The sequence below is a fragment of the Marinomonas sp. genome (assembly GCF_965225885.1).
Taxonomy (GTDB): domain Bacteria; phylum Pseudomonadota; class Gammaproteobacteria; order Pseudomonadales; family Marinomonadaceae; genus Marinomonas.
Genome location: NZ_OZ245329.1, coordinates 2,812,683 through 2,837,229, shown reverse-complemented (window position 1 = coordinate 2,837,229; position 24,547 = coordinate 2,812,683). Strand labels below are relative to the sequence as shown.

The window sequence follows — 24,547 nt, the reverse complement described above, 5'->3', positions numbered from 1 at the left end:
AATCTGGGGGATTAGGCTCTCGATACAGAATAGAGGGAGAGCCTATAGTTGAGAGACTATTCGATAGTGGCTGAATAGCCTGCAGCATCAAGTAGTTTGTCAAGGTCAGCTGGATTGCTTAGCTTTATTTTAGCAATCCAAGCGCCTTCATATGGCGCTTCGTTGATTAGCTCTGGCGCATCGTTTAGTGCGTCATTAACTTCAATCACTTCGCCATTAATAGGAGCATAAATGTCAGAAGCTGCTTTTACAGATTCTACTAGGGAGAACTGCTCAGTCGCAGTTACTTCTGTGCCTACTTCTGGTAGTTCAATGTAAACAACATCGCCTAGTAGATCTTGTGCATGATCGGTAATGCCAACAGTGACTGTGCCGTCACCGTTGTCTAAAACCCACTCGTGAGAGTCTGCGTATTTTAGGTTGTCTGGAATAGTGCTCATAGTATTTATGCCTCTTTAAAAAAATACCCAAGGAGGTTAAGCCTTGGGTATGTGATTTTAGCGGTAAAGTGGAAAGCGTTTACAAAGCTCTTTTACTTCTGCAAGCACGCGAGCTTCAACTTCAGGATTGCCTTCTGGCATATCAACCAAACCATCAAGTACATCACTGATTAGATGACCCACTTTCTCGAACTCTTCAATACCAAAACCGCGAGATGTTGCTGCTGGTGTTCCTACACGGATACCAGAGGTGATCATTGGTTTTTCAGTATCGAATGGAATGCCGTTTTTGTTACAAGTAATACCGGCGCGCTCTAGTGCTTTATCAACCATGTTACCTTTCAAACCTTTAGGACGAAGGTCAACTAGCATAAGGTGAGTATCTGTTCCACCTGTAACAATATCGCAACCACGCTCGATCAAAACAGCAGCCAAAGCTTTAGCATTAGCAACGACTCGGTCGATGTAAACTTTGAATTCAGGTTTAAGCGCTTCACCGAATGCCACTGCTTTACCAGCAATAACGTGCATTAATGGGCCGCCTTGGTAACCTGGGAATACCGCAGAGTTGATTTTCTTGCCAAGATCAAGATCGTTGGAAAGAATCATGCCGCCACGTGGTCCACGAAGTGTTTTGTGCGTTGTTGTGGTAACAACATGCGCGTGTGGAAGTGGAGATGGATGAGCGCCTGTCGCAACAAGACCGGCGATGTGAGCCATGTCTACGAATAGGTAAGCGCCGACTTTGTCTGCAATTTCACGGAAGCGTTTGAAATCAATAACACGAGGAATAGCAGAGCCGCCAGCGATTATCATTTTTGGCTTGCATTCTAACGCTTGCGCTTCGATTGCATCGTAATCGATCAATAGTGTGTCAGGGTTTACTTGGTATTGAATTGCGTTGAACCATTTGCCAGACTGAGCTGGTGGCGCGCCGTGAGTTAAGTGACCGCCAGCATCCAAAGACATGCCTAGGATTGTGTCGCCTGGTTGAAGTAGGGCAAGCATCACTGCGCCATTTGCTTGGGCGCCAGAGTGAGGTTGTACATTGGCGAACTCACAACTGAACAATTGCTTAGCGCGATCAATAGCGAGTTGTTCAGTAACATCAACCGCTTCACAGCCACCGTAGTAACGACGATTTGGGTAACCTTCTGCGTATTTGTTGGTTAGAACAGAACCTTGAGCTTCTAGAACCGCTTTTGAAGTGATGTTTTCAGATGCGATCAATTCAATGCCCGTTTCTTGGCGTTCTTGTTCTTCAACAATTGTTGCAAAAATCTCAGGATCTCGTTCAGCGAGAGTTTGGCTGAAAAAGGCTTCGGTGTTGGCCATGGGGAAATTCCTCTTTAATAAAACGTGTATGCCCATAAGACAATGAGTCTTGCATATAATAACACTAAGGTAGTCTAAAATGATGAAAAAAGATCATCTTTCTAGGAGCGCCAGTCATTGTTCGGTTTGCGTCAATTTCGCTTATCATAATCAAAAAGTTTCCAATTGGAAACAGCAAAGGAGAGTCAATTTCCAAGTTTGTTTATTATTAAAGTTGACCGATCATTTAGGTTTTTTATTGATATTAGTTGGTTTTGATTATAGGTATTACGGAATAAATGTCGCTTTGTGCTTGTCAAAACAAGTTGCTTTTAGATACTCTGTTTCCAATTGGAAACAGACACTCTCACAATTTTAATTAAGGTTTTCGTTATGAAACGTACTGCTCTGTGTGATCTACATATCGCTTCTGGCGCTAGAATGGTTGAATTCGCTGGCTATGAAATGCCGGTACAATATCCGTTGGGTGTAATGAAAGAACATTTATGGGCTCGAGAAAATGCGGGCTTGTTTGATGTGTCACACATGGGGCAGGTGATGCTGCGAGGCAATAATGTAAAAGCGGCGCTTGAATCTATTTTGCCTGTTGATGTGCTTGGGTTGGCTGAAAATACACAGCGCTACGGTATGTTTACGACCGAGAAAGGCGGCATTACAGATGATTTGATGTTTGCCAATTGGGGTGATGATGTCTTCATGGTGGTTAATGCTGGCTGCAAAGAGCAAGACTTTGCTTATTTGAAAGCGTCTTTGATTGATTGTGATGTTGAGGTTATTGAAGATCGATCATTACTTGCTATTCAAGGACCAAAAGCCCGTGAAGTGTTTGCTCGTATGGTACCTGATGCTTCTACTATGACGTTTATGCAAAGCCTAAAATTTACATGGCAAGGTATTGAACTGTGGGTTAGCTGCTCTGGTTACACCGGAGAAGATGGTTATGAGGTTTCTGTGCCAAATGAGCAGGCTGAAGCCTTCGCTAATGCTTTGTTGGCTTTTGACGAAGTAGAGTGGATCGGCCTTGGTGCTCGTGACTCTTTGCGTCTTGAGGCTGGCTTGTGTTTGTACGGGCATGATATTGATACCACAACAACGCCAATTGAAGCCTCTCTAAATTGGGCGATACAAAAAGTACGTCGTTTAGATGGTCAGCGTGCTGGTGGTTTTCCAGGGGCCGATATCATATTGCCGCAATTTACGGATAAACCAGCGAGAAAACGTGTTGGCTTCTTGGTTGAAGGTCGTGCGCCAGTTCGTGAAGGTGTCGAAATAGTGGATGCTTCAGGAGAAGTAAAAGGCACGGTCACCAGTGGTGGCTTTTCGCCAAGTCTTGCTCAACCTATTGTCATGGCTTATGTATCGACTCAAGCTCTTGACTCTAACGAGCCGTTGTTTGCTAGTGTCAGAGGGAAAAGTATTCCTCTAAAGCAAGCAGCGATGCCATTTGTGCCTTCTCGCTATTTCCGCGGCTAATTAGCGAATGTACTATTTAGTGAATGAACCGTTGAATTTGAGAGCACTTAGTTAAGCTCAATTCGCATTTTAAATAAATGCGCTATGCGAGGCCTAATTCTTTGCGTGGCGCATTTTTGTTTCTTATGTGATAATTCTTTACTTTTGGAGTCTGCGGTTGGCAAGTGCAACGCAACTTGTGGAGGCCTTTAGCGCCTGTTTCCTTTCAAGTTTTAACACCCGTCTTATCGGTGGGGCAGATGAGCCTCTTTATCTGCCTGCTAAATCAAACGATTCGGCTGCTATATATTTTCGTTTTGATTACCCTTCAAGCGCTCTGCACGAAGTGAGTCATTGGTGTATCGCTGGACATGAAAGGCGATTACTAGAGGATTATGGTTATTGGTATGAATCAGATTCGCGTAACCTACAAACACAGAAAGAGTTTGAGAAAGTTGAGGTGAAACCTCAGGCAGTCGAGTGTATTTTATATTGGGCAGCTGGGTTATCTTTTCGTGTCAGTGTGGATAATTTGTCTATTCCAGATTACGACGCGAAACATTTTGAACGGGCTGTAATGTCTCAGGTCGGTAAGTATATTGTTTATGGCTTACCTAAAAGGGCTGAGGTCTTTTCGAAGTATTTGTTGGCACAGCGACTTCCCGGCCAAGTATTAAATGAGTTTTTAAAGCGACAGTATGAAAATTATTGCAGATGAAAATATGCCAAATGCGAAAGCCTTGTTTTCGCATTTGGGTGAAGTTGAATTGGTAAATGGTCGAACACTATCTCATGAACAAGTAAAGGACGCAGATGTTCTTCTAGTGCGTTCGGTGACAAAAGTCACTAAAGAACTGCTTGAAGGTAGTGCTGTTCGTTTTGTTGGTAGTGCCACAATAGGTGTTGACCACATTGATTTGGATTATCTTGCAAAATCGAATATCCCTTTTAGTAGTGCGCCCGGCTGTAATGCAGAAGCGGTCGCGGATTATGTATTTAGTGGCTTAAGTCATCTTTATATGACGAAAAAGTTTAGCTGGCTAAGTAAAAAAATCGGTGTCATTGGGTATGGCAATGTTGGCAAAACAGTATATGACCGTTTTGCCAACATGGGCTGTCAGGTGTGTGTCTATGACCCTTTTAAAGAAAAGAGCGACAGTTCAGTTAATTTCGTTTCTTTAGATGAAATTCTTTCGTGCAATGTTATTTCTCTGCATGCGCCTTTAACGCATTCAGGTCAATATTCGACAAAAGGAATGATAGGAAGTAAAGAGCTTGCTCAATTATCTGTAGGCACTGCTATTATTTCTGCTGGTCGAGGCGGTGTTATTGATGAAGCCGCATTACTTGAACGACATAAACAGTTAAATGGAGATATTCATTTAGTATTAGATGTTTGGGATGGTGAACCTTCTATTAATCAAGAGCTGGTTTCTATTGTTGATATTGCCACTCCGCATATTGCAGGTTACAGCAAGCAGGGTCGTGAAAAAGGCACATGGATGGTGTATCAAGCTTTGTGTGAAAATCTTGGGTTAAGTTCTAATGTTGTGAGTAAGAATGACGCCATTAGCGCAGGTTGGTTTTCGTCTATTGATATGAGTGCGGAAATACCTCAAGAAGAAATGCTGGCTCGAAGTGTGCAGGCGATCTATGATGTGTCAAGAGACGATGTTAGGTTGCGCTATAAATACCGAGAAAATAAAGAAAAAAATATTTTTGATTGGCTGCGAAAACATTATGTAGAAAGGGATGAATTAAATACTTGTTTAGTTCGTGCTAATAGTGACGATGCGTGTGATCTTATGAATGCTGCTGGTTTTTCTGTAGAAAAAAATAATGACTAAGGTAAGTGCATGGCTGGAGTAATGCAGGTCGATCTAGGAGACCTTGATGTACCATTAGGGACGAATGTTCAGATAGAGTTTATTTCTCCTCCAGGGCGTTACATGGTAAAGGTCCTTGGAAGTATTCAGGGAAGCTCTTTGATTGTTTCTTGTCCCAAAATAAATGGTAAAAATATATTGGTAAGGGAAAATCAGATTGTCAATATTCGTTTGATGCTGAGTACTCATGTTTGCGCATTCTCAAGTAAGATTGCAAAAAGTTATTTGGAACCCGCGGCTCATCTTCATATTGCTTATCCGGATTATGTAGAGACGTCTGAGGTTCGTCAGGCTGTTCGAGTGGAAACTCGTCTAATATCAAATATAGAGCCAAATGGTTTAGCGACAACAATAGCGGAGTCCTCTTCAGCAATTATTATCGATTTGAGTCTTGGTGGTGCTAAATTAATTTCTAAGGAAGATTTTGGCACAGTTAATCAAACCATGCGTTTGGTCTGTAATGTGAAGATAGGGTCTTATAATCATATCCTTAAATTGGATTGTGAAATCAGATCTCAAGAGATTCAGATGCTTGAGCAGGTTCAGGCAACCTTAGTTGATAATGATTTTTTAACTCGTATGGGTGTTGAGTACTTCTATGTTTATGGTATCCGCTTTGTTGATTTGGCAAAGGAGACGGGGATTCCATTGATTGCATTTATTTTGGAGGCTCAGCGTAACAAGATAAAATGAAACCTTGTTATTTCAATGATAAAAAAAACGCCAGCATAAGCTGGCGTTTTTTTATCATTACTATTTTAGATATTTAAAGGGCTTGAAGGGCTTTGATGCGATCTTCGATTGGTGGGTGGCTTGAAAAAAGTTCGCCCATCGTTGGTGTTTTTCCGCGACGAATACCGAACGCAAGCATGGAATCTGGCATGCGGCTCTCTTCATGTTCTTGCTGTAATCGAGCAAGGGCGGCAATCATTGCACCTTTCCCAGCTAATCGAGCGCCAGCTTCATCTGCTCTGAACTCACGGAAACGAGAGAACCACATAACAATCATGGATGCCAAAATACCAAAGACAATTTCAAATACGAATGTCGCTATGTAATAACCCCAGCCAACGGAGCCCTCGTTATCGTCTTTACGGAGGAATTGATCGACAGCATAAGCCGCGATACGAGCAAAAAACATAACGAATGTGTTTACCACGCCTTGAATCAGAGACAATGTAATCATGTCGCCATTGGCAACGTGTCCGATTTCGTGACCTAGAACGGCTTTGATTTCATCAGGAGAAAATCGATCCAACATGCCGCTGGATACAGCAACCAGTGCGTCATTTTTGTTCCAGCCTGTTGCGAATGCATTCGCTTCGTGAGCTGGGAAAATAGCTACTTCAGGCATTTTAATGCCTGCTTTTTGCGAAAGCTCTTTTACCGTGTCTAGTAACCAGACTTCTTTATGGTTACGTGGTTGTTCGATAACTACCGCGCCAGATCCACGTTTTGCCATCCATTTTGATAACAGCAATGAGATTAGGCTGCCAGTAAAACCAAACACACCACAGAAAATAAGCAGCGAAGTAAAATCTAGGCCATTACTGGTCATGTAACCGTTAACACCTAAAAGGCTTAATACAATACCTGCTACCACCATGACAGCTAAGTTTGTCAGTAAAAACAGAATAATACGCATCGCTATGCTCCTTAAGAAACTGTTAAGGAGCATAGTAGGGCTTTATTGAATTATTTCAAGGGAGTATTAGCGCTTTCTTAATCGACCAAGAAAGGCAGCAAATCTATCCATGGCAGGTGTTAGCTCTTCGACGTGAGGAAGAAACACAAAACGGACGTGATCGGGTGTTGGCCAGTTGAATCCTGTGCCTTGAACGATGAGTACTTTTTCTTCTCGTAAGAATTGTAGAACAAGGTCCATGTCATTTTTGATTTTGTACATTTTAGGATCGAGTCTAGGGAATAAGTACAATGCGCCCTCTGGTTTGTGGCAATGAACGCCTGGGATCGAATCTAGCGCCTCCCATGCTATTTTGCGTTGCTCGTAGAAGCGCCCACCAGGGACGATTAGCTCATTTATACTTTGGTATCCTCCTAATGCCGTTTGTACGGCGTGTTGTGCTGGCACATTGGCACACAATCGCATAGAGCTAAGGATGTCTAGTCCCTCTATATAATCACTAATACCGCTTCGATCTCCAGTGATGAGCATCCAGCCTGAGCGGAAACCTGCTGTGCGATACACTTTTGACAGTCCGCCAAAGGTAATGCAGGGCGCGCGACCTTCGGTCAGTGTGGCGGTGGGTATGTGCTGAGCCTCGTCATAGAGGATTTTGTCGTATATTTCATCTGAAAAAATCAGTAGATTGTGTTCTTCTGCAAGGTTAACAATAGATTCAAGGATGCCTTTTTCATAAACCGCACCCGTTGGGTTGTTTGGGTTGATAATGACAATGGCTTTTGTTTTATTGGAAATTTTTGAGCGGATATCGTTTATATCTGGCTGCCAGCCTGAACCCTCGTCACACAAATAGTGTTTCACGTAGCCGCCAGCTAACGTTGCGGCGGCAGTCCAAAGAGGGTAGTCGGGAGCTGGTATTAATATTTCGTCGCCATCGTTTAATAGTCCTTGCATGGCCATTACGATAAGTTCACTGACGCCGTTCCCCATCCATACGTAATTTACATCGGCAGATTTGATGCCCATGGCTTGATATTTCTGCATTACCGCTTTTCGGGCCGAAAAAAGACCTTTGGATTCACAGTAACCTTGAGAAGTAGGTAAGTTACGAATTACATCAACTAATATTTCGTCAGGTGCTTCAAAGCCAAATGGCGCAGGATTGCCTATATTGAGTTTAAGTATGCGTTGTCCTTCTTCTTCCATGCGAACAGCTTCTTTTAGGACTGGTCCACGGATTTCATAACATATATTGGCGAGTTTATTGGATTTTCGAATTTGCACCACTTTATCCTTACTGAAGCTGGGCGGAGAAAATACTAACTTTACTCCTTACGTGGGCGCATTCAAGGTGAAGGGATTGATATGGGTAAAAAATAGCTTAGATGCTCTAAATTGACGCGATGGTGATGAATCACAATAAAAAGGTCTAACTGATAGTTAGGCCTTGTTATTTTTCTTTGACTAATTTTATTTAAGTAGAGTGATGATGTTGGGATCGCTCAATAGGCGATTAACTGTTTGGCTGGCCAGTACGTTCATGTCGTCTTGAACGGCTTGTTGGTATGGCATGGTGCCGTATTCTCTAACTTTTTGAGATCCGTAGTTGGCTTTATAAGTTTGTCCTTTGGCTGCCAGAGTAACTTTCAATTCAAATTCTAGGGTGGCAACTGTCTTTAATGTTTCTACTTTAGTTGTGTAACTCATCTTGGATATTTCAATTTGTAGATCCGATGCCGGCATTAAGCCTTGATCTGGAGTAAAGCCCATCTTACGCAAACCGCTCAACACGCTGTCTTTAACGCTTTGTTTTACATCATTTGTTGTGAAAATGTCTGCTCGCTCATTAATACCTGTTTTAATAGAACCGACTGCATTAGTTAGTTTTGTGCTGGTGGTAACGTCGATAACTCTTTCGTTAGAAAGCGTTGCTGTCTTAACGTCTTCTTGTGGGGTGATGCTTATATAGTGCGTTGTAGAGCAGCCTGCTAGTAAAAGCGTCGTAAGAGACAGGGTTAGAAATAGTTGTTTGTTTAGCATAATAGCTCCGATCAGATTGATTTCTAAAGCGACTTTTTATCTAAGTGGCTTAAATTAATGAAAAAAACTGTTGATTTTAAGATTGGTAACAGTAATATACGCACCCGCTCACACAGCAAGATTAAAACGTTGTCCCGTTCGTCTAGAGGCCTAGGACACCGCCCTTTCACGGCGGTAACAGGGGTTCGAACCCCCTACGGGACGCCACGGATTGTAATGATTGGCTAAGGCGGATCATCAATAGATTGCTCACTGCTTTATGCGAATAAAGAGTAGGGCAGTTGAAATGCGGGAATAGCTCAGTGGTAGAGCACAACCTTGCCAAGGTTGGGGTCGCGAGTTCGAGCCTCGTTTCCCGCTCCATTCTTCTATTATAGAAGAAAATAGTTATAGCACTACAAAAGCTAAATTGTGTCCCGTTCGTCTAGAGGCCTAGGACACCGCCCTTTCACGGCGGTAACAGGGGTTCGAACCCCCTACGGGACGCCACGGATTGTAATGATTGGCTAAGGCGGATCATCAATAGATTGCTCACTGCTTTATGCGAATAAAGAGTAGGGCAGTTGAAATGCGGGAATAGCTCAGTGGTAGAGCACAACCTTGCCAAGGTTGGGGTCGCGAGTTCGAGCCTCGTTTCCCGCTCCATTCTTCTATTATAGAAGAAAATAGTTATAGCACTACAAAAGCTAAATTGTGTCCCGTTCGTCTAGAGGCCTAGGACACCGCCCTTTCACGGCGGTAACAGGGGTTCGAACCCCCTACGGGACGCCACGAATTGTAATGATTGGCCAAGGCGGATCATCAATAGATTGCTCACTGCTTTATGCGAATAAAGAGTAGGGCAGTTAAAATGCGGGAATAGCTCAGTGGTAGAGCACAACCTTGCCAAGGTTGGGGTCGCGAGTTCGAGCCTCGTTTCCCGCTCCATTCTTCTATTATAGAAGAAAATAGTTATAGCACTACAAAAGCTAAATTGTGTCCCGTTCGTCTAGAGGCCTAGGACACCGCCCTTTCACGGCGGTAACAGGGGTTCGAACCCCCTACGGGACGCCACTTTTATACTTTGTGAAGTAAAAAGTGCCGTTTTAAAAGTGAAATTGTAAGTGTAATAAAAGTTTATGTCCCGTTCGTCTAGAGGCCTAGGACACCGCCCTTTCACGGCGGTAACAGGGGTTCGAACCCCCTACGGGACGCCACTTTTACCTTTATTAAGGTAAAAAATTATTGCTAAGTAGTGTATAGCAATAGAAATGCGGGAATAGCTCAGTGGTAGAGCACAACCTTGCCAAGGTTGGGGTCGCGAGTTCGAACCTCGTTTCCCGCTCCACTTTCTTTGAAGAAGAAAGTTTTTATACGTCCCATTCGTCTAGAGGCCTAGGACACCGCCCTTTCACGGCGGTAACAGGGGTTCGAACCCCCTATGGGACGCCATCCTTTTCTGCGCTATCATAGCTAACCTTAATTTTTGAGTTTTTAGCCATGACCTGGTTCGTCAATTACAGATTAGACAATTCGGTTTCCGTTGCTGATCGTGGTTTGTCTTACGGCGATGGTGTATTCGAAACTATTCGTGTTTTTCCTCAATGTTTCTTGCAAATCAACGATCACCTATCTCGTCTTTATCGCGGGCTCTCTAAACTTGCTATGCCTTTTTCTTTAGCGCAAAAATCTTCTTTGCATAATTTTTTGCATTCCGATGTTTTGCCATTAATCCATCAAGAGTCTGTCGTAAAGATTATTGTCAGTCGAGGAGAGGGTGGAAGAGGGTATTTAGCGCCTGAGAACTGTATTCATTCCATTATTATCGGTATCCTACCCGCACCAAATTACCAAGTTCATCGAGAGAAAGGTGTTTCACTTTCCGTTTCACCTGTTCCAGTCAGTGCAAATCGTTTTCTGTCAGGGATAAAGCACTTAAACCGGCTTGAGAATGTGATTGCTAAGCAATTTGTATCGTCGCCTGATTTTGAGGCCATTATGTTGAATGGAAACAGTGAATTGGTTGAATGCATCCAAAGCAATTTATTCTGGTGCAAGCAAGGCGTTCTTTATACTCCTTCGCTTGAGCAATCGGGTGTGCAAGGTACTTATCGGAAAGCCATTATCGAACATCAATACGATTACACAATTCAAGTCGGTCGATTTCTGCTTGCCGATCTGATGGCGGCAGATGAAGTGTTTATTACCAATAGCCTTATGGGTATAGTGCCTGTCATTGGTGTTAGTGGAGTATCTTTTCCAATTGGGATATATACTCGAAGGTTACAAATTTTAATGCAAGCTAAGGATATGCATGGCGTTCATTAAGTGGTTTTATCGCGTTGTTTTTTTATCCATTACTTTGTCGGCTATATTGGCGGGCTATCTTTATCATTCTATTACAGTCCCTGTCGAAATCACCTCCAAAGAAGAGTTTGAAGTTAAATCGGGTGATACGGCTTATAGTCTAGGCAACGAACTAACTGAAAAAGGTTTGATTGCCAATCCATATTTAACTCGTGTGGTTGCCAAGTTACATTCAGAGTGGGTACCTAAGGTCGGCAAATATGCGATTAAACCTGAAATGAATTTATTGGATATCATGGCGCTGTTTGATTCTGGCCAGTCTATTTTTTATTCCATTACTTTACTGGAAGGAAAAACAACTCGTGATTTTCTTTTGGCCATGCAAGCGCGTGGCAACATCACTATGACCTTGCTTGATGCAACAAATGAAGAAATTGTAAAAAAAGTGGGGCTCGACGTGCCGCACCCTGAAGGTCAGTTTTTTGCCAATACTTATCGCTACCATGAAGGCGACACAGACGTCAGTATATTGCAACACGCTCACGAGTTGATGGCGCAAACCTTGGATGATTTATGGAAAAACAAAGCAAAGAATTTACCTTATAAATCACCTTATGAAGCGTTAATTATGGCGTCTATTATTGAGAAAGAAACGGGGGTGCCTTATGAGCGACCATTGATTTCTCAAGTGTTTATTAGTCGATTGGAAAAGGGCATGCGCCTACAAACAGATCCTACGGTTATCTACGGCCTTGGTGATTTATTTAAAGGTAATTTGACGCGCAAAGGGCTACAAGACTCATCACCTTATAATACCTACAGGTTTTATGGTTTGCCGCCAACACCAATAGCCAATGTCGGTCGTGAAGCCATTGTGGCGGCATTAAACCCCGAGCAAACAAACGCCTTGTATTTTGTTGCCAAGGGCGATGGAACTCATGCTTTTTCGAATACGCTAAAAGAGCATAACCAAGCCGTTAGAAAGTATCAGTTTAAACGTCGAGAAGACTATCGTTCGACTCCAGTCATTGCGAAATAGAGGAAGATTGTATGAGAGGCAAATTTATTTCGCTTGAGGGTGGAGAAGGCAGCGGCAAGACCACTGCAATTCATTTCATTCAACAGTGGTTAGAAGATCATAACATTCCTTACATAATGACGCGTGAGCCCGGCGGTACGCCACTTGCTGAAGAGATCCGTCAGCTTATTTTGACTCCGCGAGACGAAGCGGTGAACGATGTCACTGAGCTATTGCTCGTTTTTGCGGCAAGAGCGCAGCATTTAGCTGAAAAAATTCAACCTGCTTTGAATAAAGGTACATGGGTGATCAGCGACCGTTTTTTGGATTCAAGTTATGTTTACCAGGGTAAAGCTCGTGGCGGCGATATTGCAATGCTCGACCAATTAGCGAACTGGGTTGTAGGAGATAATAAGCCTGATGCTACTTTAGTATTAGATGTCCCCGTTGAATTGGGGCAAGAACGAGTGGTTCAGCGTCAACACCAAGATCGTTTAGATAAAGAGTCATTGGCGTTTCATCAAAAAGTTCGTGATGGCTTTCTTGAGCGAGCTGAAGCGGACCCTGAAAGAGTGAAAGTAGTGGATGCTAGCCAGTCTTTAGAATCAGTCAAGAGTCAGATTGAAAATGAGCTATCACGACTTCGTAAAGCTTGGGCTGGTGACTGTTAAATGACTAATATAGCTGATTGGTTGATTCCTTGTTTACGTCAAGTACAGGTGCTGAAACAAACTAAGAGTCTCTCACACGCTTTATTGATTACCGGTGCCGATGGCGTAGGGCAAGAAGAGCTTGCCCATGAAATGGTAAAAGATTTAATGTGCGAAAGAGATCAGGCTGCCGCGTGCGGGGCCTGTCATTCTTGTCAGCTAATGAGCGCTGATACGCATCCTGATTATCGTATATTAGATGGCGAAGCCGCTACGATCAAAGTTGATCAAGTCCGCTTATTGGTTCGTCAAATTAGTCAGAAGCCTCAAGTTGGCCAAAACAAAGTCGTATTAATTACCCATGCTCAGGCAATGAATATTAATGCAGCCAATGCTGTTCTAAAAGCCCTTGAAGAACCTGCTGATCGCACTTTTTTTGTGCTAACAAGTTCTCAGTCCACTAGCCTGTTACCAACTATTCGAAGTCGTTGTTTATTGGTTAATGTGCCGACGCCCAGTATGGCAGAAGTAAAGTCTTGGTTGATGCAACAGCCAGATGGTGAAGCCTTGGCTTCATTATTTTGGTTAACTACTCAGCCGTTTCGATTATTGGCTATTCAACAGCAAAATAAGACGCAATTGTATGCGGCTTTGCCCGATCAATTGACGGCTATGTTACGAGGGGCGACACCAGTTAGTGCCGTATTAAAAGGGCTCGATAGTAATAATATTGAAGATTACTGCAACGGCTTAGCAGCCATTCTGCATCAATGTATTTGCCATTCAACTGGTGCGCCTATAGACGGTGCTTTGCAGTCTATTTATGACACGCTGATTGCTCGCCTAGGCATTCAAACTCTCATGCTACGTTATCAATCGTTGCAAAAACTGAAGTCAGACCTTCAAAAAACAAATTTAAACCCCATTATGCAACTCACACACGAATTGAATCAGTGGTAAACCAACTATGTTAATTGATACCCATTGCCATCTTGATATGCTTGATCTGGCTCCACATAACAATGATATAAATTCAGTCATCGATGCTGCGTACCGCAAGGGCGTTAGACAACTACTTACTATTTCTGTCGATCTTAACAAAATGGATACCGTGTTAGGATTTACAAAGCGCGATGGCGTTTATGCAAGTTGTGGTGTTCATCCTTTACAGAGTGAGGGTCTTGTTACCGACGAGAACTTAATCCGTCAGTACGCCGCTGATCCAAAAGTGATTGCAATCGGTGAAACTGGCTTAGATTATTTTTATGAAGCATCAGCAGAGGCTCATGAAGCGCAGAAGGTTAGCTTTATGCATCATCTTAAAGCATCGGGTAGTCTTGGCTTACCCGTGATTGTTCATACCAGAAACGCTAAAGAAGATACCTTGTCTTTGATTAAACAATATGGCAATCGTGATTGCGCCGGTGTGCTACATTGCTTTACTGAAGACTACGAGATGGCAAAAGCCGCATTAGATGAAAACTATCTCATTTCTATTTCTGGCATTGTGACCTTTAAAACCGCACAGGACCTGAAAGAAACGGTGCGCAAGTTGCCATTAGAGTCACTGATTGTTGAAACAGATTCACCGTATTTGGCGCCAGTTCCTTATCGTGGTAAAAAAAATGAACCTCAGTATGTGTCTGAAGTCGCTCAATATGTGGCAGATTTAAAAGGCATTCGTTACGAGGCCCTGTTGGAAGCGACAGCGGCTAATTTCCACCGAGTTTTTGCGAAAGCCAATCCGCAGCATCAACTTCAGCTTTAGAATGTTTCAAAAAGATTATGTTTCATTGAGTAACAAAAAGTTGGGCAACTGGTGTTTGTTTGCTAATAAGGCAATGATATTTCGGCTTCGATATAGTCGAAGTGAAATCAGAGTGTTAGTCTCAACATATTGTATTTATTTAAAATATTTGAAAGAAGAGCCTTCTTCTTTCGCAAGCCTATTTTCTCAATAGCTTGTTAGACTTAAGGAAATCCATTGATGTCCAACATGGTTACTTCTCTACCGTATCAAGCTCTTTCAGCCAAAGTTCCTGCGGATCACCTGACTTTCAAAACATTAAAGGATATTGAACCTCTTAGCGGTATTCTTGGCCAAGAGCGCGCGGTTGAAGCCATTCAGTTTGGTGTGGCAATGCAACGTCCAGGCTATAATATTTTTGCCATGGGGGATTCCGGCACAGGTCGTTCTTCTTATGTATTGAGTTACTTAAAGAGTGAAGCAAAACGCCGTCCAGCGCCTAATGAATGGGCTTATATTAATAATTTTACTGAAAGTCATCGCCCGAAAGCACTTGAGTTCTCTCCGGGACAAGCATCCGAATTCGAAAAAGAAATCCGAGCGTTAATTGATGGCTTAATGGCTACCTTCCCCGCAGCTTTTGAAAACCCAACGTATCAGCAACAAAAAAGTGTCATTGATCGTGCCTTTAACGATCAGTATGAAGCTGCAATAAACAAAGTAGAGCGTGTATCCGGCAAAATTGGTGTTGCCATGTTCCGTGATGCATCTTCTGTGAGCTTTGCGCCAATGAAGGATGGCAAAGCATTAGAAGAAAACGAGTTTGCCGCTTTAACCGATGATGAGCGTGATACCTTCCAAGAAGGTGTTTCGACACTGGAAGGTTTGCTTAATGAAGAGTTGTTGGGCTTGCCGCAATGGAAGCGAGCAACCTATGAGCAAATTCGCCAGCTAAATTTAGATACCGTCAAAGAAGCGTTAGATCCCTTAATGTCAGGCTTGTTTGATAAATACAAAGACGATGCGGATATTAGTGCGCATCTAAAAGCGTTGAGAGACGACTTAGATAAAACCATTATTGATCAAATGGCTGACGATAAGGCGTCTGAAAATCGTGATGAAGTTGGTCGACGTCAGTTTTATGAAGAACTGTATTTACCGAATATCGCCATTACCCACGAAACAAATAGTGGGCAGCCAGTGGTGTATGAGCCGCATCCTACTTACCGTAATTTATTTGGTCAGGTTGAGCACAGTAGCGACCAAGGTATGTTGGTAACAAGTTACCGTTTGATCCGCTCTGGTAGTTTGCATGCAGCTAACGGTGGTTACTTAATTTTAGATGCCGAAAAGCTACTAACAGACCATTATTTATGGGAAGCACTTAAGCGCGCACTAAAGAGTAAGACTATCAAAATTGAGCATCCATATGCAGATATGGGCTTGATGAATACCATGACCTTATCGCCGCAGGACTTACCTCTGCAGGTCAAAGTTGTGCTGATTGGTGCTCGTGATATTTATTACTTGCTGCAAGATGCAGACCCTGACTTCCAAGAAATGTTCCGAGTATTAGTCGATTTTGATGACACCCTAAAACGCTCTAAGGATGCTGAGTTGTCATTTGCTCGCCTGATGAAGGATCGAGTGGATAAAGAAGAATACGCCAACGTGACTCGTGATGGTGTTGCCGCTTTGATCGAATACAGCAGTCGTTTGGCTGAGCATCAACGTGAAATGGCAGCAAAAATAGGTGATGTGTTTGAATTGTTAGGCGAAGCCGATTTTGTCCGTCAAATGGCGAAAGACAGTGAAATTACGGCTGACCATATCGCACGGGCTTTAAAAGCGAAAAAACATCGTACTGGCCGTGTTAGCGAAAAGATCATTGAAGAGATCATCGAAGGTACAGTGTTGCTTGAAAGTGACGGTTATGCGGTAGGTAAAATCAACGGTCTAACCGTTATGCAGATTGGTGACAGCAGCTTTGGTGCACCTGCTCGTATTTCCACAACGGTTTATCCGGGTGGCAAGGGCATTATTGATATCGAGCGAGAATCAAACCTAGGCCAAAACATTCACTCTAAAGGTGTATTGATCCTATCTGGTTATCTTGGCAATAAATACGCTCAGCGTTTCCCATTAGACATTTCAGCTTCCATCGCAATGGAGCAGAGCTACGGTTATATCGATGGTGACAGTGCTTCTACAGCTGAATTGTGTTGTTTGCTATCAGCGTTGATACAAGTGCCTTTGCGTCAGGATCTTGCCATTACGGGGTCTTTAAACCAGTACGGTGAGATTCAGGCCATTGGTGGCGTGAATGAAAAGATAGAAGGCTTCTTTAATGTCTGTAATGCGCGTGGGTTAACTGGCACGCAAGGGGTGATCATTCCTAAGTCTAATGCCATTAATTTGATGTTAAGCGATGAAATTGTTGACGCGGTTAAAGCCGGATTATTCCATGTTTATGCTATTTCTACCGCCGACGAAGCCTTACATTTATTGACGGGTATTGAACCTGGCGTTGCGGATGAAGAGGGCGAATACCCAGAAGGTACGGTATCTGCTCGAGTAATCGAACGACTAGAAGAAATATCTAAGCTTGGTGAAGAAGAGGAAGACGAAGAATCTGACACAGATGACTCTGAAGGCTCGGCAATCACAGAGAAAGATAAAAAATCTGAAAAAAATAAGAAACCGAAGAAAACTGACAAATAAGCACTACTAATGGATAAGCGTAGAGAACCAATGGCAGATTAATGTTTGCCATTGGTTCTTTTTATAAATTGTGCGCTACAGCTGTCGTTGATCAGAAAAAAAATGGTGTAATAAAGATTGGAGACTGTAACTAATTTTGTGTAACTACCTATCACAACATATTCTATAGAGAATTAAGGATAGGTAGATGCAAATGAACCAAAAAGAACTGGAAGCCTTCGCAAAAGAAGCCGCCAAAGGCATTAAAACGCCTGAGGATCTTAACGAATTTAGCCAAATGCTGAAGAAGATTACCGTTGAGGCGGCCTTGAATGCAGAGATGGATGAGCATCTGGGTTACGAGAGACATCAAAAATCCTCGTCAACCAACAGTCGTAATGGTAAGAACAGTAAGCGTATTAAGACGGAAGATGGTGAGTTTGAACTGGATACGCCTCGTGACCGCGAAGGTTCTTTTGAACCAAAGCTGGTCAAAAAGCACCAATCCCGCTTTACTTCCATGGACGATAAAATCCTATGGCTCTACGCGCAAGGTATGAGCACCCGAGACATCGTCAATGCCTTCGATGAATGGTACGGTGCTGAGATATCTCCGACACTGGTATCACGTGTTACCAACGCGGTGATCGAGCAAGTAACTGAATGGCAAGCACGCCCCTTGGATGCCATCTATCCCATTGTGTATCTTGATTGTATTGTGTTGAAAATCCGCCAAGATAAGCGTGTTATCAATAAATCGATTTTCTTGGCACTCGGTATCAACACCGACGGTCATAAAGAACTCATGGGCATGTGGATTGCTGAGAACGAAGGGGCTAAGTTCTGGCTAAACGTCCTCACTGAGCTTCAGCAGCGTGGTGTAGAAGATATTCTCATCGCTTGTGTTGATGGTCTAAAAGGCTTCCCAGAAGCCATCAATGCCGTTTTCCCACAAACCAGCATTCAACTGTGTATCGTGCATATGGTACGCAACTCATTGAAGTATGTATCATGGAAAGACTACAAAGCGGTGACGGCGGACTTAAAGCAAGTTTACCGCTCTGCAACGGAAGAAGAAGCCTTGTTGGAGTTAGATCGTTTCGCAGGCGTCTGGGACGATCAATACCCGCAAATCACCAAATCGTGGCGCAATCACTGGCATAATCTTAATACACTGTTTAGTTACCCTGACGATATCCGCAAAGCGATCTACACAACGAACGCTATTGAATCACTGAACAGTGTCATCCGTAGAGCCATTAAAAAACGTAAAGTCTTCCCAAGCGACGATTCTGCGAGGAAAATGGTTTATCTTGCCATTAGAGAGGCCAGTAAAAAATGGACAATGCCCATTCAAAACTGGCGCCAAGCGATGAGTCGATTTATTATTGAGTTCGAGGAGCGACTCGAAAAGCACCTTAACTAAATGGTAGTTACACAGAATCTGTTACAGGGTCATTTACTGTCCTTTTTTATAAGCTAAAAAACCTCTGCGAAGCTAAAATGATTTAGCTTAAGACCAGGACCCTGTGCTGCTTTTTTTGCGTCGTAGCATAGGCAATAGTATCCCTAGTAGTAAGCCGCCGAACAAAGTGGCTCCTCCAATCATAAACCATTTCTGTTCTGTTGTGTCTTGAAGCTTTTCGGCATGCGCTATTGCAATATTCGCCTGCTGTTTTAGGGTTGCTATTTGGTAGCTTACATCTTCGTTTTGAGAAACAATAGCTTGCGCCTTATCGGATAATTCAGCAGCGTCTTGCAGTTGTTGTTTTAGTGACTCATTTTCATCTTGAAGTGCAGAGTTTGTGTTATTTAGTTCTTGAATTTTTTGCTGGCTAACTTTTAGTGCGTTGGCAACTTCAGCTCTGCTTTCCATGTTTTTATTGAGTTGAGTTTGTAGTGTTTCTAACTCATCTCTTGTTACCATATCTTCACTTAGAAAATAATCGGCAACCCATCCTTCATTTCCACTAGGAGTGCGAACTTTTGTATAGCCATCATTTTGTTCTAGAACTTCTAATGGCGTCCCGCTTTTTAAGCCTCTTTCTACTGCTCGTGTGCTGTTATCTAGTCCTTCACGGATAGCGACAAATTGAATGTCGGAAATGTATACTGTCGCAGAATGCGCAGTGGCAGAGAGTAATGCGCCAATAATTAGGCTGGTAATGCGTTTTTTAGACACGTTTAGTTCCTTTAACAATCAATCACTTTATCTGTTTAGTACGATAATGATGAGGCGTCCAATACGCAATAGAAAAGGCCATCGTAATGGCCTTTTCTTGTTAGTTTATTGAAAAAATTCTGTCTAGCGACGCAAGAATAGAGGTCTAGGGTCTGAAACATCGCCTTGATAAGCGATTGAGAAGGGCTTATGCAAGGCCAGAGCTTTTTCTAAATCGACTTCTTCGTTGAACTGAAAGCTGTTAAATCCAACTCGTAAAAGGTAGCCCAATTGATCTGGAATGAAGCTGCCAAGGGCTCGAATTTCACCTTGGTAATTTAATCTCTCTCTTAAAAGGCGAGCATAGCTAAAACCTCTTCCATCAGTGAACGCTGGGAAATGAATGCCAATCACATCGAATTTGCTTAGGTCTAGGTCTTTGAGGAATTCGATTCCATCTCCTGCTTCTAACCAAATCCCAGCTATATTACCCATAGTGTCTTTTTCAGATAGCCATTTCTGCGCAGCAACGATGCTGTTTGACGTCACTTCTTGCTCAACGTCTTGGTGCCAGTGGTAAGTGTTGTCGATTATCTCGCCGTTCTTAATTAGCTTTGGCATAAGCGGCCTCTTTAAATGGTGTGATGCCAACGCGGCGGTAAGTGTCGATGAAACGTTCTTCTTCTGTACGATTATCAACATAAACGTTCATCAGCTTTTGAATGACGCAGCTGATTTCTTCTTGAGCAAATGAAGGGCCAAGTATCTTACCAATGCTTGCATCATGGCCAGAAGCCCCACCGATGGAAATTTGATAGAACTCTTCACCTTTCTTGTCGACACCTAGAATGCCGATGTTACCAACATGGTGATGACCACAGGCATTCATGCAGCCTGAAATATTCAAATCAATATTGCCAAGGTCATAAAGGTAGTCAAGGTCATTAAATGTTTCTTGGATTTGTTCAGCAATCGGAATGGATTTTGCGTTTGCTAATGCACAAAAGTCTCCGCCAGGGCAGCAGATCATATCCGTCAACAAGCCAAGAGTGGGGGTGGCGAAGCCAGCTTCTTTTGCTGCTTCCCAAAGATCAACGAGCTGTTCTTGGCAAACATCAGCAAGCACGAGATTTTGCTCATGGCTTACGCGTAGTTCGCCAAAACTGAATTGATCTGCAAGGTCTGCAGCTTTGTGCATTTGTTCAGCAGTAGCGTCGCCAGGTGCTTGACCGGCTTTTTTAAGTGTTAGCGTTACAATGCGGTAGCCCGCTTTTTTGTGCTCGAACGTGTTGCGTTCAAACCAACGAGCAAAGCCCGCACTTTCAGAGAGCTTACTGGTTAAGTTTGCAGGGTTGTTTTCTAAAACGTCGTAATTAGGCTCGCTAAAGAAACCTTGAAGGCGTTCAAATTCACTCATTGGAACTGTGCTTTCTTTGCCTCTTAGGTGTTGCCATTCGGCTTCAACTCGGCTGCGGAATTCTTCGATGCCCAGTGCTTTGACGAGTATTTTGATGCGGGCTTTATACTTGTTGTCGCGACGACCCTGCTGGTTGTAGACACGAATAATGGCATCTAAATAAGTGAGTAAGTCTACACGTGGAATAAATTCACTAATGGTTACGCCAACCATTGGTGTTCTGCCTAGACCGCCACCAACCATAACCTTAAAGCCAATCTCACCAGCGTCATTTTTCCGGATTTGCAGGCCAATGTCATGAACTTGAACGGCGGCGCGATCAGCAGACTCAGTAGCGTTTACCGCAATTTTGAATTTACGCGGTAGGAATGCAAACTCAGGGTGGAAGGTAGACCACTGACGAATCAATTCGCAATAAGGGCGCGGATCAACAATTTCATCTGAGATGACGCCAGCGTATTGGTCTGTCGTTGTGTTACGAATACAGTTACCACTTGTTTGAGTTGCATGCATCTGTACTTCAGCCAGTTCAGCCAAAATGTCTGGAACATCTTCTATTTTGGGCCAATTTAATTGTAAGTTCTGGCGAGTACTAAAATGCCCGTATGATCTGTCATAGCGACAGCTAATATCAGCCAATTTACGTAATTGCGCGCTAGAAAGCATTCCGTATGGAATAGCAATACGCAACATTGGTGCGTAGCGTTGTACATAAAGGCCGTTTTGAAGGCGTAATGGTAGAAATTCTTGCTCGCTCAATTCTTGATTTAAATAGCGGCGTGTTTGGTCGCGGAATTGTGCTACACGCTCTTCAACAAGCTGTTGGTCAATGGCGTCGTATTGATACATAGTGAAATGAACCGTGGTTAATAAGTGTAAGTTGACTCATGTTAGCAAATATCCTTTATTCTAAAAATGAATATTTATCTATATCTTTAGTGGTTTTCATAATAAGGCTTATTCGGAATCTTGTTATTAGAAAAAGGTAAAAATAGAAAGAGGAAAAATACCCTACTTTTTTACTAGGTCTTTGGCTTTGCTCTTCATCTCCTGTAATATAACGCTTATTGATCGTTATATAGATTTTGAAAGGGTTATTATGAATATTACAATTACCGATGGTGCCCAAGAATATCTTTCTTCTTTGCTGGAAAAACAAGGAGTAGAAGGTATTGCTGTGCGAATTTTTATCCAGCAACCGGGCACGCCTTATGCTGAAACCTGTCTTGCTTATTGTCGTCCAGATGAGGTAAATGAGACGGACGAAATTTTGAATCTGCCAAAGCTAAAAGTGTATATTGAAAAGAATTCTGTCAACTTCTTGGATGAGGCGTTTGTTGATTACGCTACCGAGAAAATGGGTGGTCAGTTAACAATTAAGGCGCCTAATGCAAAAATGCCGAAAGTTACGGCAGATAGTCCAATTGAAGATCAAATTAATTACGTACTTTATTCTGATATCAATCCAGGCTTAGCGGCTCATGGTGGCGAAGTAAGCTTGCTTGAAGTGCTTGATGGCCAAGTTGCTGTATTAAAATTCGGCGGCGGCTGCCAAGGTTGTAGTGCAGTTGATTTGACGCTAAAAGAGGGTGTTGAGAAAACCTTGATGGAAAAAGTTCCGGGTCTTACTGCAGTGAAAGATTCAACGGATCATACTGTGACAGACAACGCTTTCATGTAGGTTTATATTGCTAAAGTCGTTAATAAAAAAGGGGAATCACTAAATTGCGATTCCCCTTTTTTTGTCACGCTCCCTGTCGGTATAGCTTATCCGCGTTGACGTTTTGGCAGTACGTCACGTAGTGCATTAGCCATTTCTGTAAGCGCTTTTTCTGTCGTTTCCCAGTCAATGCAGGCATCGGTAATGGAAACGCCGTACTCTAGATCGCTTAAATTAGCCGGTACCTTTTGGTTGCCCCAGCCGATGTTGCTTTCGATCATTAGGCCCATAATGGATTGGTTGCCATCAAGGATTTGCTGAGTCGAGTCTTCTGCAACGGTTACTTGGCGTTCTGGTTTTTTACTGGAGTTTTCATGGGATGTGTCGACCATGATATTCACTTTAAGGTTGGCTTTTACTAGCTCTTGTTCCGCTTCCGCAACAAATTGTGCTTCATAGTTAGGTTTGCCGCCACCACCGCGAAGAACAACGTGACCATAATCGTTCCCCTTGGTATTTACAACGGTAACTTGGCCTTCTTCATTAATGCCTAAGAAAGAATGAGGGTGCGAGACAGATTGCATTGCATTAATAGCAACGGTTAAGCCACCATCTGTACCATTTTTAAAGCCAACTGGGCCGGATAAACCAGATGCCATTTCGCGGTGAGTTTGCGACTCTGTTGTGCGCGCGCCGATAGCAGACCAACTAATAAGGTCTTGAATGTACTGTGGAGAAATAGGATCCAACGCTTCAGTAGCAAGCGGAAGACCAAGCTCAGATAAATCAATAAGCAGCTTGCGACCAATGCGGATGCCTTTATTGATATCAAAGGTTCCATCCAGATTTGGATCGTTAATTAAACCTTTCCAGCCAACGGTTGTGCGTGGCTTTTCAAAATAAGCGCGCATGATGATATATAACGTGTCATCCAGTTTTTCGGCTAGCGCTTTTAAGCGTGCAGCATAATCTAGTGCGGCTTTTGGATCATGAATAGAGCATGGCCCAATAACGATAGCTAGGCGGTGGTCTTTGCCATCCATGATGTTTTTGATGATGTCGCGGGATTCTGCTACATGGCTGCTAACGCTTTCGCTAACCGGCAGCTCTTTCTTTAATTGGCTCGGCGTTACCAGAGGGGTAAAGGAGGCAATATTTAAGTCTTCAAGACGTTTGTTACTCATTGCGGGGTTTCCTGCTTTTTTTGCTTTTAGTTATAGCCGCTTACAATATCGTGTTTTTATCTCTGAATGAACCGCTAGGTTATCATTTTTTAACTTTTTAGAAGAAAAGATACTTCACGCCAAAAGAGAGCAGAGCGGTTGCTAAAACAGGCTGTAAAACATGATTGGGTACATGGCTAGCGATACGAGTGCCAACGTATATGGTTGGAATGGATCCGATTAAAAGGGCGGCTAGTAGCGAATAGTCAACGTTGCCTAAGAAAATGTGCCCTGTGCCAGCAACGAGCGTAAGCGGGACGGCATGAGCCAGATCCGTACCTACAATGTTTTTTGCTCTCATGACTGGAAATAATATCATCATGATGGCGGTTCCTAGGGCGCCAGCACCTACCGAAGTGAGGGTGACGAGTATGCCTAAAATAAACCCGCAAACAAAGATGACTTTGGTGCTTTGGTCTTCTGATATGTCAAAGCTCAGTGCTTTGGTTAACTTCGCTCTGAATAATATAACCACGGCTGTGAGAACGAGCATCATGCCCAAAGTTCCAGTCAAAACCTCTTGATAGTGGTCAGGTTTTTCAAAACGTGATAGCGCCCATACCGTTATAAGGGACGCTGGTATGCTTCCTGCTGCCATGGCAAAAACGATCTTCCAATTAACATTGCCACGTTTAGCATGCATGACAACGCCGGTACTTTTAGCAATGCCAGCATACATAAGATCTGTGCCAATGGCGATGTGAGGAGGGAAGCCAAACATTAATAAAAGTGGTGTCATAAGTGAGCCGCCACCAACGCCTGTGATGCCAACAGCCAAACCAACTGCCGCACCGGCAGAAATATACCAAAGAAAATCCATTAGTAAGCCACATTGAAGTTATTTAAGCTGGCAACACTAGAGGTTTTTTACTATTCTATAAAGTAAT

Annotated in this window: 22 protein-coding genes and 10 tRNA genes; 22 read left to right on the top strand and 10 right to left on the bottom strand. The window is 43.1% G+C overall.

Annotated elements, in window-relative coordinates; all coding sequences use genetic code 11:
• Positions 1-56 precede the first annotated feature (56 nt).
• Both gcvH and glyA read right to left on the bottom strand, forming a co-directional pair.
• Positions 57-440: a glycine cleavage system protein GcvH gene (gcvH, locus tag ACO05V_RS13585; RefSeq protein WP_421852310.1), complete on the bottom strand. Its 384-nt coding sequence runs from the start codon at positions 438-440 to the stop codon at positions 57-59.
• A gap of 57 nt (positions 441-497) precedes the next feature.
• Entirely contained in the window at positions 498-1,775 is a 1,278-nt protein-coding gene (gene glyA, locus ACO05V_RS13580) for a serine hydroxymethyltransferase (RefSeq protein ID WP_421852307.1), read from the bottom strand.
• Between the two features lie 372 nt (positions 1,776-2,147).
• On the opposite strand from glyA, the gene gcvT reads away from it, so the two are divergent.
• From gcvT to ACO05V_RS13560, 4 genes are all read left to right on the top strand, one after another.
• On the top strand, positions 2,148-3,248 hold the full coding sequence (gene gcvT, locus ACO05V_RS13575; protein WP_421852304.1) for a glycine cleavage system aminomethyltransferase GcvT: 1,101 nt from the start codon (positions 2,148-2,150) through the stop codon (positions 3,246-3,248).
• A gap of 157 nt (positions 3,249-3,405) precedes the next feature.
• On the top strand, positions 3,406-3,945 hold the full coding sequence (locus ACO05V_RS13570) for an elongation factor P hydroxylase (protein ID WP_421852301.1): 540 nt from the start codon (positions 3,406-3,408) through the stop codon (positions 3,943-3,945).
• Entirely contained in the window at positions 3,926-5,074 is a 1,149-nt protein-coding gene (locus tag ACO05V_RS13565) for a 4-phosphoerythronate dehydrogenase (RefSeq protein ID WP_421852298.1), read from the top strand. Before ACO05V_RS13570 ends, ACO05V_RS13565 begins: the two co-directional genes overlap by 20 nt.
• Positions 5,075-5,083: 9 nt before the next feature.
• A complete protein-coding gene (locus ACO05V_RS13560; protein WP_421852295.1) occupies positions 5,084-5,806 on the top strand; it encodes a flagellar brake protein in 723 nt (240 codons plus the stop codon).
• Between the two features lie 73 nt (positions 5,807-5,879).
• On the opposite strand, the gene htpX is transcribed toward ACO05V_RS13560, so the two are convergent.
• From htpX to ACO05V_RS13545, 3 genes are all read right to left on the bottom strand, one after another.
• Positions 5,880-6,758, bottom strand: coding sequence for a protease HtpX (gene htpX, locus ACO05V_RS13555; protein ID WP_211172966.1), 879 nt, complete (start codon positions 6,756-6,758; stop codon positions 5,880-5,882).
• Positions 6,759-6,824: 66 nt separating this feature from the next.
• Positions 6,825-8,042: a pyridoxal phosphate-dependent aminotransferase gene (locus ACO05V_RS13550; RefSeq protein WP_421852292.1), complete on the bottom strand. Its 1,218-nt coding sequence runs from the start codon at positions 8,040-8,042 to the stop codon at positions 6,825-6,827.
• A gap of 186 nt (positions 8,043-8,228) precedes the next feature.
• Positions 8,229-8,798, bottom strand: coding sequence for a YajG family lipoprotein (locus tag ACO05V_RS13545; protein ID WP_421852288.1), 570 nt, complete (start codon positions 8,796-8,798; stop codon positions 8,229-8,231).
• A gap of 131 nt (positions 8,799-8,929) precedes the next feature.
• Here ACO05V_RS13545 and ACO05V_RS13540 point away from each other — a divergent pair.
• The 17 genes from ACO05V_RS13540 (at position 8,930) to ACO05V_RS13460 (ending at position 18,625) form a co-directional block, all read left to right on the top strand.
• A tRNA-Glu gene (locus ACO05V_RS13540) sits at positions 8,930-9,005 on the top strand.
• Positions 9,006-9,086: 81 nt separating this feature from the next.
• A tRNA-Gly gene (locus ACO05V_RS13535) sits at positions 9,087-9,161 on the top strand.
• Between the two features lie 50 nt (positions 9,162-9,211).
• Positions 9,212-9,287, top strand: a tRNA-Glu gene (locus tag ACO05V_RS13530).
• Positions 9,288-9,368: 81 nt separating this feature from the next.
• A tRNA-Gly gene (locus ACO05V_RS13525) sits at positions 9,369-9,443 on the top strand.
• Between the two features lie 50 nt (positions 9,444-9,493).
• A tRNA-Glu gene (locus ACO05V_RS13520) sits at positions 9,494-9,569 on the top strand.
• 81 nt (positions 9,570-9,650) lie between these two features.
• Positions 9,651-9,725, top strand: a tRNA-Gly gene (locus tag ACO05V_RS13515).
• Positions 9,726-9,775: 50 nt separating this feature from the next.
• Positions 9,776-9,851 (top strand) — tRNA-Glu (locus ACO05V_RS13510).
• Between the two features lie 67 nt (positions 9,852-9,918).
• Positions 9,919-9,994: transfer RNA gene (locus tag ACO05V_RS13505), tRNA-Glu, on the top strand.
• Positions 9,995-10,050: 56 nt separating this feature from the next.
• Positions 10,051-10,125: transfer RNA gene (locus ACO05V_RS13500), tRNA-Gly, on the top strand.
• A gap of 28 nt (positions 10,126-10,153) precedes the next feature.
• Positions 10,154-10,229: transfer RNA gene (locus ACO05V_RS13495), tRNA-Glu, on the top strand.
• A gap of 48 nt (positions 10,230-10,277) precedes the next feature.
• Positions 10,278-11,105 (top strand): aminodeoxychorismate lyase, encoded by an 828-nt coding sequence (gene pabC, locus ACO05V_RS13490; RefSeq protein ID WP_421852285.1) that lies wholly within the window; start codon positions 10,278-10,280, stop codon positions 11,103-11,105.
• Complete coding sequence (gene mltG / locus ACO05V_RS13485) at positions 11,092-12,123, top strand: endolytic transglycosylase MltG (RefSeq protein WP_421852282.1); 1,032 nt, start codon at positions 11,092-11,094, stop codon at positions 12,121-12,123. Before pabC ends, mltG begins: the two co-directional genes overlap by 14 nt.
• An 11-nt stretch (positions 12,124-12,134) precedes the next feature.
• Positions 12,135-12,773 (top strand): dTMP kinase, encoded by a 639-nt coding sequence (tmk, locus tag ACO05V_RS13480; protein ID WP_421852279.1) that lies wholly within the window; start codon positions 12,135-12,137, stop codon positions 12,771-12,773.
• Positions 12,774-13,712: a DNA polymerase III subunit delta' gene (gene holB / locus ACO05V_RS13475; protein ID WP_421852276.1), complete on the top strand. Its 939-nt coding sequence runs from the start codon at positions 12,774-12,776 to the stop codon at positions 13,710-13,712.
• Positions 13,713-13,719: 7 nt separating this feature from the next.
• A complete protein-coding gene (locus tag ACO05V_RS13470) occupies positions 13,720-14,520 on the top strand; it encodes a TatD family hydrolase (protein WP_421852273.1) in 801 nt (266 codons plus the stop codon).
• A 219-nt stretch (positions 14,521-14,739) separates the two neighbouring features.
• Entirely contained in the window at positions 14,740-17,220 is a 2,481-nt protein-coding gene (locus ACO05V_RS13465; RefSeq protein WP_421852270.1) for a Lon protease family protein, read from the top strand.
• Between the two features lie 193 nt (positions 17,221-17,413).
• Positions 17,414-18,625 carry an IS256 family transposase gene (locus tag ACO05V_RS13460; protein WP_338269659.1) on the top strand — a complete coding sequence of 404 codons (1,212 nt, stop codon included), beginning with the start codon at positions 17,414-17,416 and terminating at the stop codon, positions 18,623-18,625.
• Positions 18,626-18,712: 87 nt separating this feature from the next.
• Here the strand turns inward: ACO05V_RS13460 and ACO05V_RS13455 are convergent, their stop codons facing one another.
• From ACO05V_RS13455 to ACO05V_RS13445, 3 genes are all read right to left on the bottom strand, one after another.
• Positions 18,713-19,381, bottom strand: a complete 669-nt coding sequence (locus ACO05V_RS13455) for a TIGR04211 family SH3 domain-containing protein (RefSeq protein WP_421852267.1) — start codon at positions 19,379-19,381, stop codon at positions 18,713-18,715.
• Between the two features lie 123 nt (positions 19,382-19,504).
• Positions 19,505-19,981 carry a DUF934 domain-containing protein gene (locus tag ACO05V_RS13450; protein ID WP_421852264.1) on the bottom strand — a complete coding sequence of 159 codons (477 nt, stop codon included), beginning with the start codon at positions 19,979-19,981 and terminating at the stop codon, positions 19,505-19,507.
• Complete coding sequence (locus ACO05V_RS13445; RefSeq protein ID WP_421852261.1) at positions 19,965-21,626, bottom strand: nitrite/sulfite reductase; 1,662 nt, start codon at positions 21,624-21,626, stop codon at positions 19,965-19,967. The genes ACO05V_RS13450 and ACO05V_RS13445 overlap by 17 nt, the downstream gene beginning before the upstream one ends.
• Before the next feature lie 250 nt (positions 21,627-21,876).
• Here ACO05V_RS13445 and nfuA point away from each other — a divergent pair, with 250 nt between their 5' ends.
• Complete coding sequence (gene nfuA / locus ACO05V_RS13440; RefSeq protein WP_421852258.1) at positions 21,877-22,458, top strand: Fe-S biogenesis protein NfuA; 582 nt, start codon at positions 21,877-21,879, stop codon at positions 22,456-22,458.
• A gap of 86 nt (positions 22,459-22,544) precedes the next feature.
• On the opposite strand, the gene ACO05V_RS13435 is transcribed toward nfuA, so the two are convergent.
• Both ACO05V_RS13435 and ACO05V_RS13430 read right to left on the bottom strand, forming a co-directional pair.
• Positions 22,545-23,621 carry a 3-deoxy-7-phosphoheptulonate synthase gene (locus ACO05V_RS13435; protein ID WP_421852255.1) on the bottom strand — a complete coding sequence of 359 codons (1,077 nt, stop codon included), beginning with the start codon at positions 23,619-23,621 and terminating at the stop codon, positions 22,545-22,547.
• 97 nt (positions 23,622-23,718) lie between these two features.
• Complete coding sequence (locus ACO05V_RS13430) at positions 23,719-24,480, bottom strand: sulfite exporter TauE/SafE family protein (RefSeq protein ID WP_421852252.1); 762 nt, start codon at positions 24,478-24,480, stop codon at positions 23,719-23,721.
• Positions 24,481-24,547 lie beyond the last annotated feature (67 nt).

Coding starts and splice junctions, on each gene's coding strand:
- ACO05V_RS13465 (WP_421852270.1), top strand. CDS start 14,740: ATGTCCAACATGGTTACTTCTCTACCGTATCAAGCTCTTTCAGCCAAA.
- ACO05V_RS13430 (WP_421852252.1), bottom strand. CDS start 24,480: ATGGATTTTCTTTGGTATATTTCTGCCGGTGCGGCAGTTGGTTTGGCT.
- glyA (WP_421852307.1), bottom strand. CDS start 1,775: ATGGCCAACACCGAAGCCTTTTTCAGCCAAACTCTCGCTGAACGAGAT.
- ACO05V_RS13435 (WP_421852255.1), bottom strand. CDS start 23,621: ATGAGTAACAAACGTCTTGAAGACTTAAATATTGCCTCCTTTACCCCT.
- gcvT (WP_421852304.1), top strand. CDS start 2,148: ATGAAACGTACTGCTCTGTGTGATCTACATATCGCTTCTGGCGCTAGA.
- tmk (WP_421852279.1), top strand. CDS start 12,135: ATGAGAGGCAAATTTATTTCGCTTGAGGGTGGAGAAGGCAGCGGCAAG.
- ACO05V_RS13450 (WP_421852264.1), bottom strand. CDS start 19,981: ATGCCAAAGCTAATTAAGAACGGCGAGATAATCGACAACACTTACCAC.
- ACO05V_RS13470 (WP_421852273.1), top strand. CDS start 13,720: ATGTTAATTGATACCCATTGCCATCTTGATATGCTTGATCTGGCTCCA.
- pabC (WP_421852285.1), top strand. CDS start 10,278: ATGACCTGGTTCGTCAATTACAGATTAGACAATTCGGTTTCCGTTGCT.
- nfuA (WP_421852258.1), top strand. CDS start 21,877: ATGAATATTACAATTACCGATGGTGCCCAAGAATATCTTTCTTCTTTG.
- ACO05V_RS13460 (WP_338269659.1), top strand. CDS start 17,414: ATGAACCAAAAAGAACTGGAAGCCTTCGCAAAAGAAGCCGCCAAAGGC.
- ACO05V_RS13445 (WP_421852261.1), bottom strand. CDS start 21,626: ATGTATCAATACGACGCCATTGACCAACAGCTTGTTGAAGAGCGTGTA.
- htpX (WP_211172966.1), bottom strand. CDS start 6,758: ATGCGTATTATTCTGTTTTTACTGACAAACTTAGCTGTCATGGTGGTA.
- ACO05V_RS13560 (WP_421852295.1), top strand. CDS start 5,084: ATGGCTGGAGTAATGCAGGTCGATCTAGGAGACCTTGATGTACCATTA.
- holB (WP_421852276.1), top strand. CDS start 12,774: ATGACTAATATAGCTGATTGGTTGATTCCTTGTTTACGTCAAGTACAG.
- ACO05V_RS13545 (WP_421852288.1), bottom strand. CDS start 8,798: ATGCTAAACAAACAACTATTTCTAACCCTGTCTCTTACGACGCTTTTA.
- ACO05V_RS13565 (WP_421852298.1), top strand. CDS start 3,926: ATGAAAATTATTGCAGATGAAAATATGCCAAATGCGAAAGCCTTGTTT.
- mltG (WP_421852282.1), top strand. CDS start 11,092: ATGGCGTTCATTAAGTGGTTTTATCGCGTTGTTTTTTTATCCATTACT.
- gcvH (WP_421852310.1), bottom strand. CDS start 440: ATGAGCACTATTCCAGACAACCTAAAATACGCAGACTCTCACGAGTGG.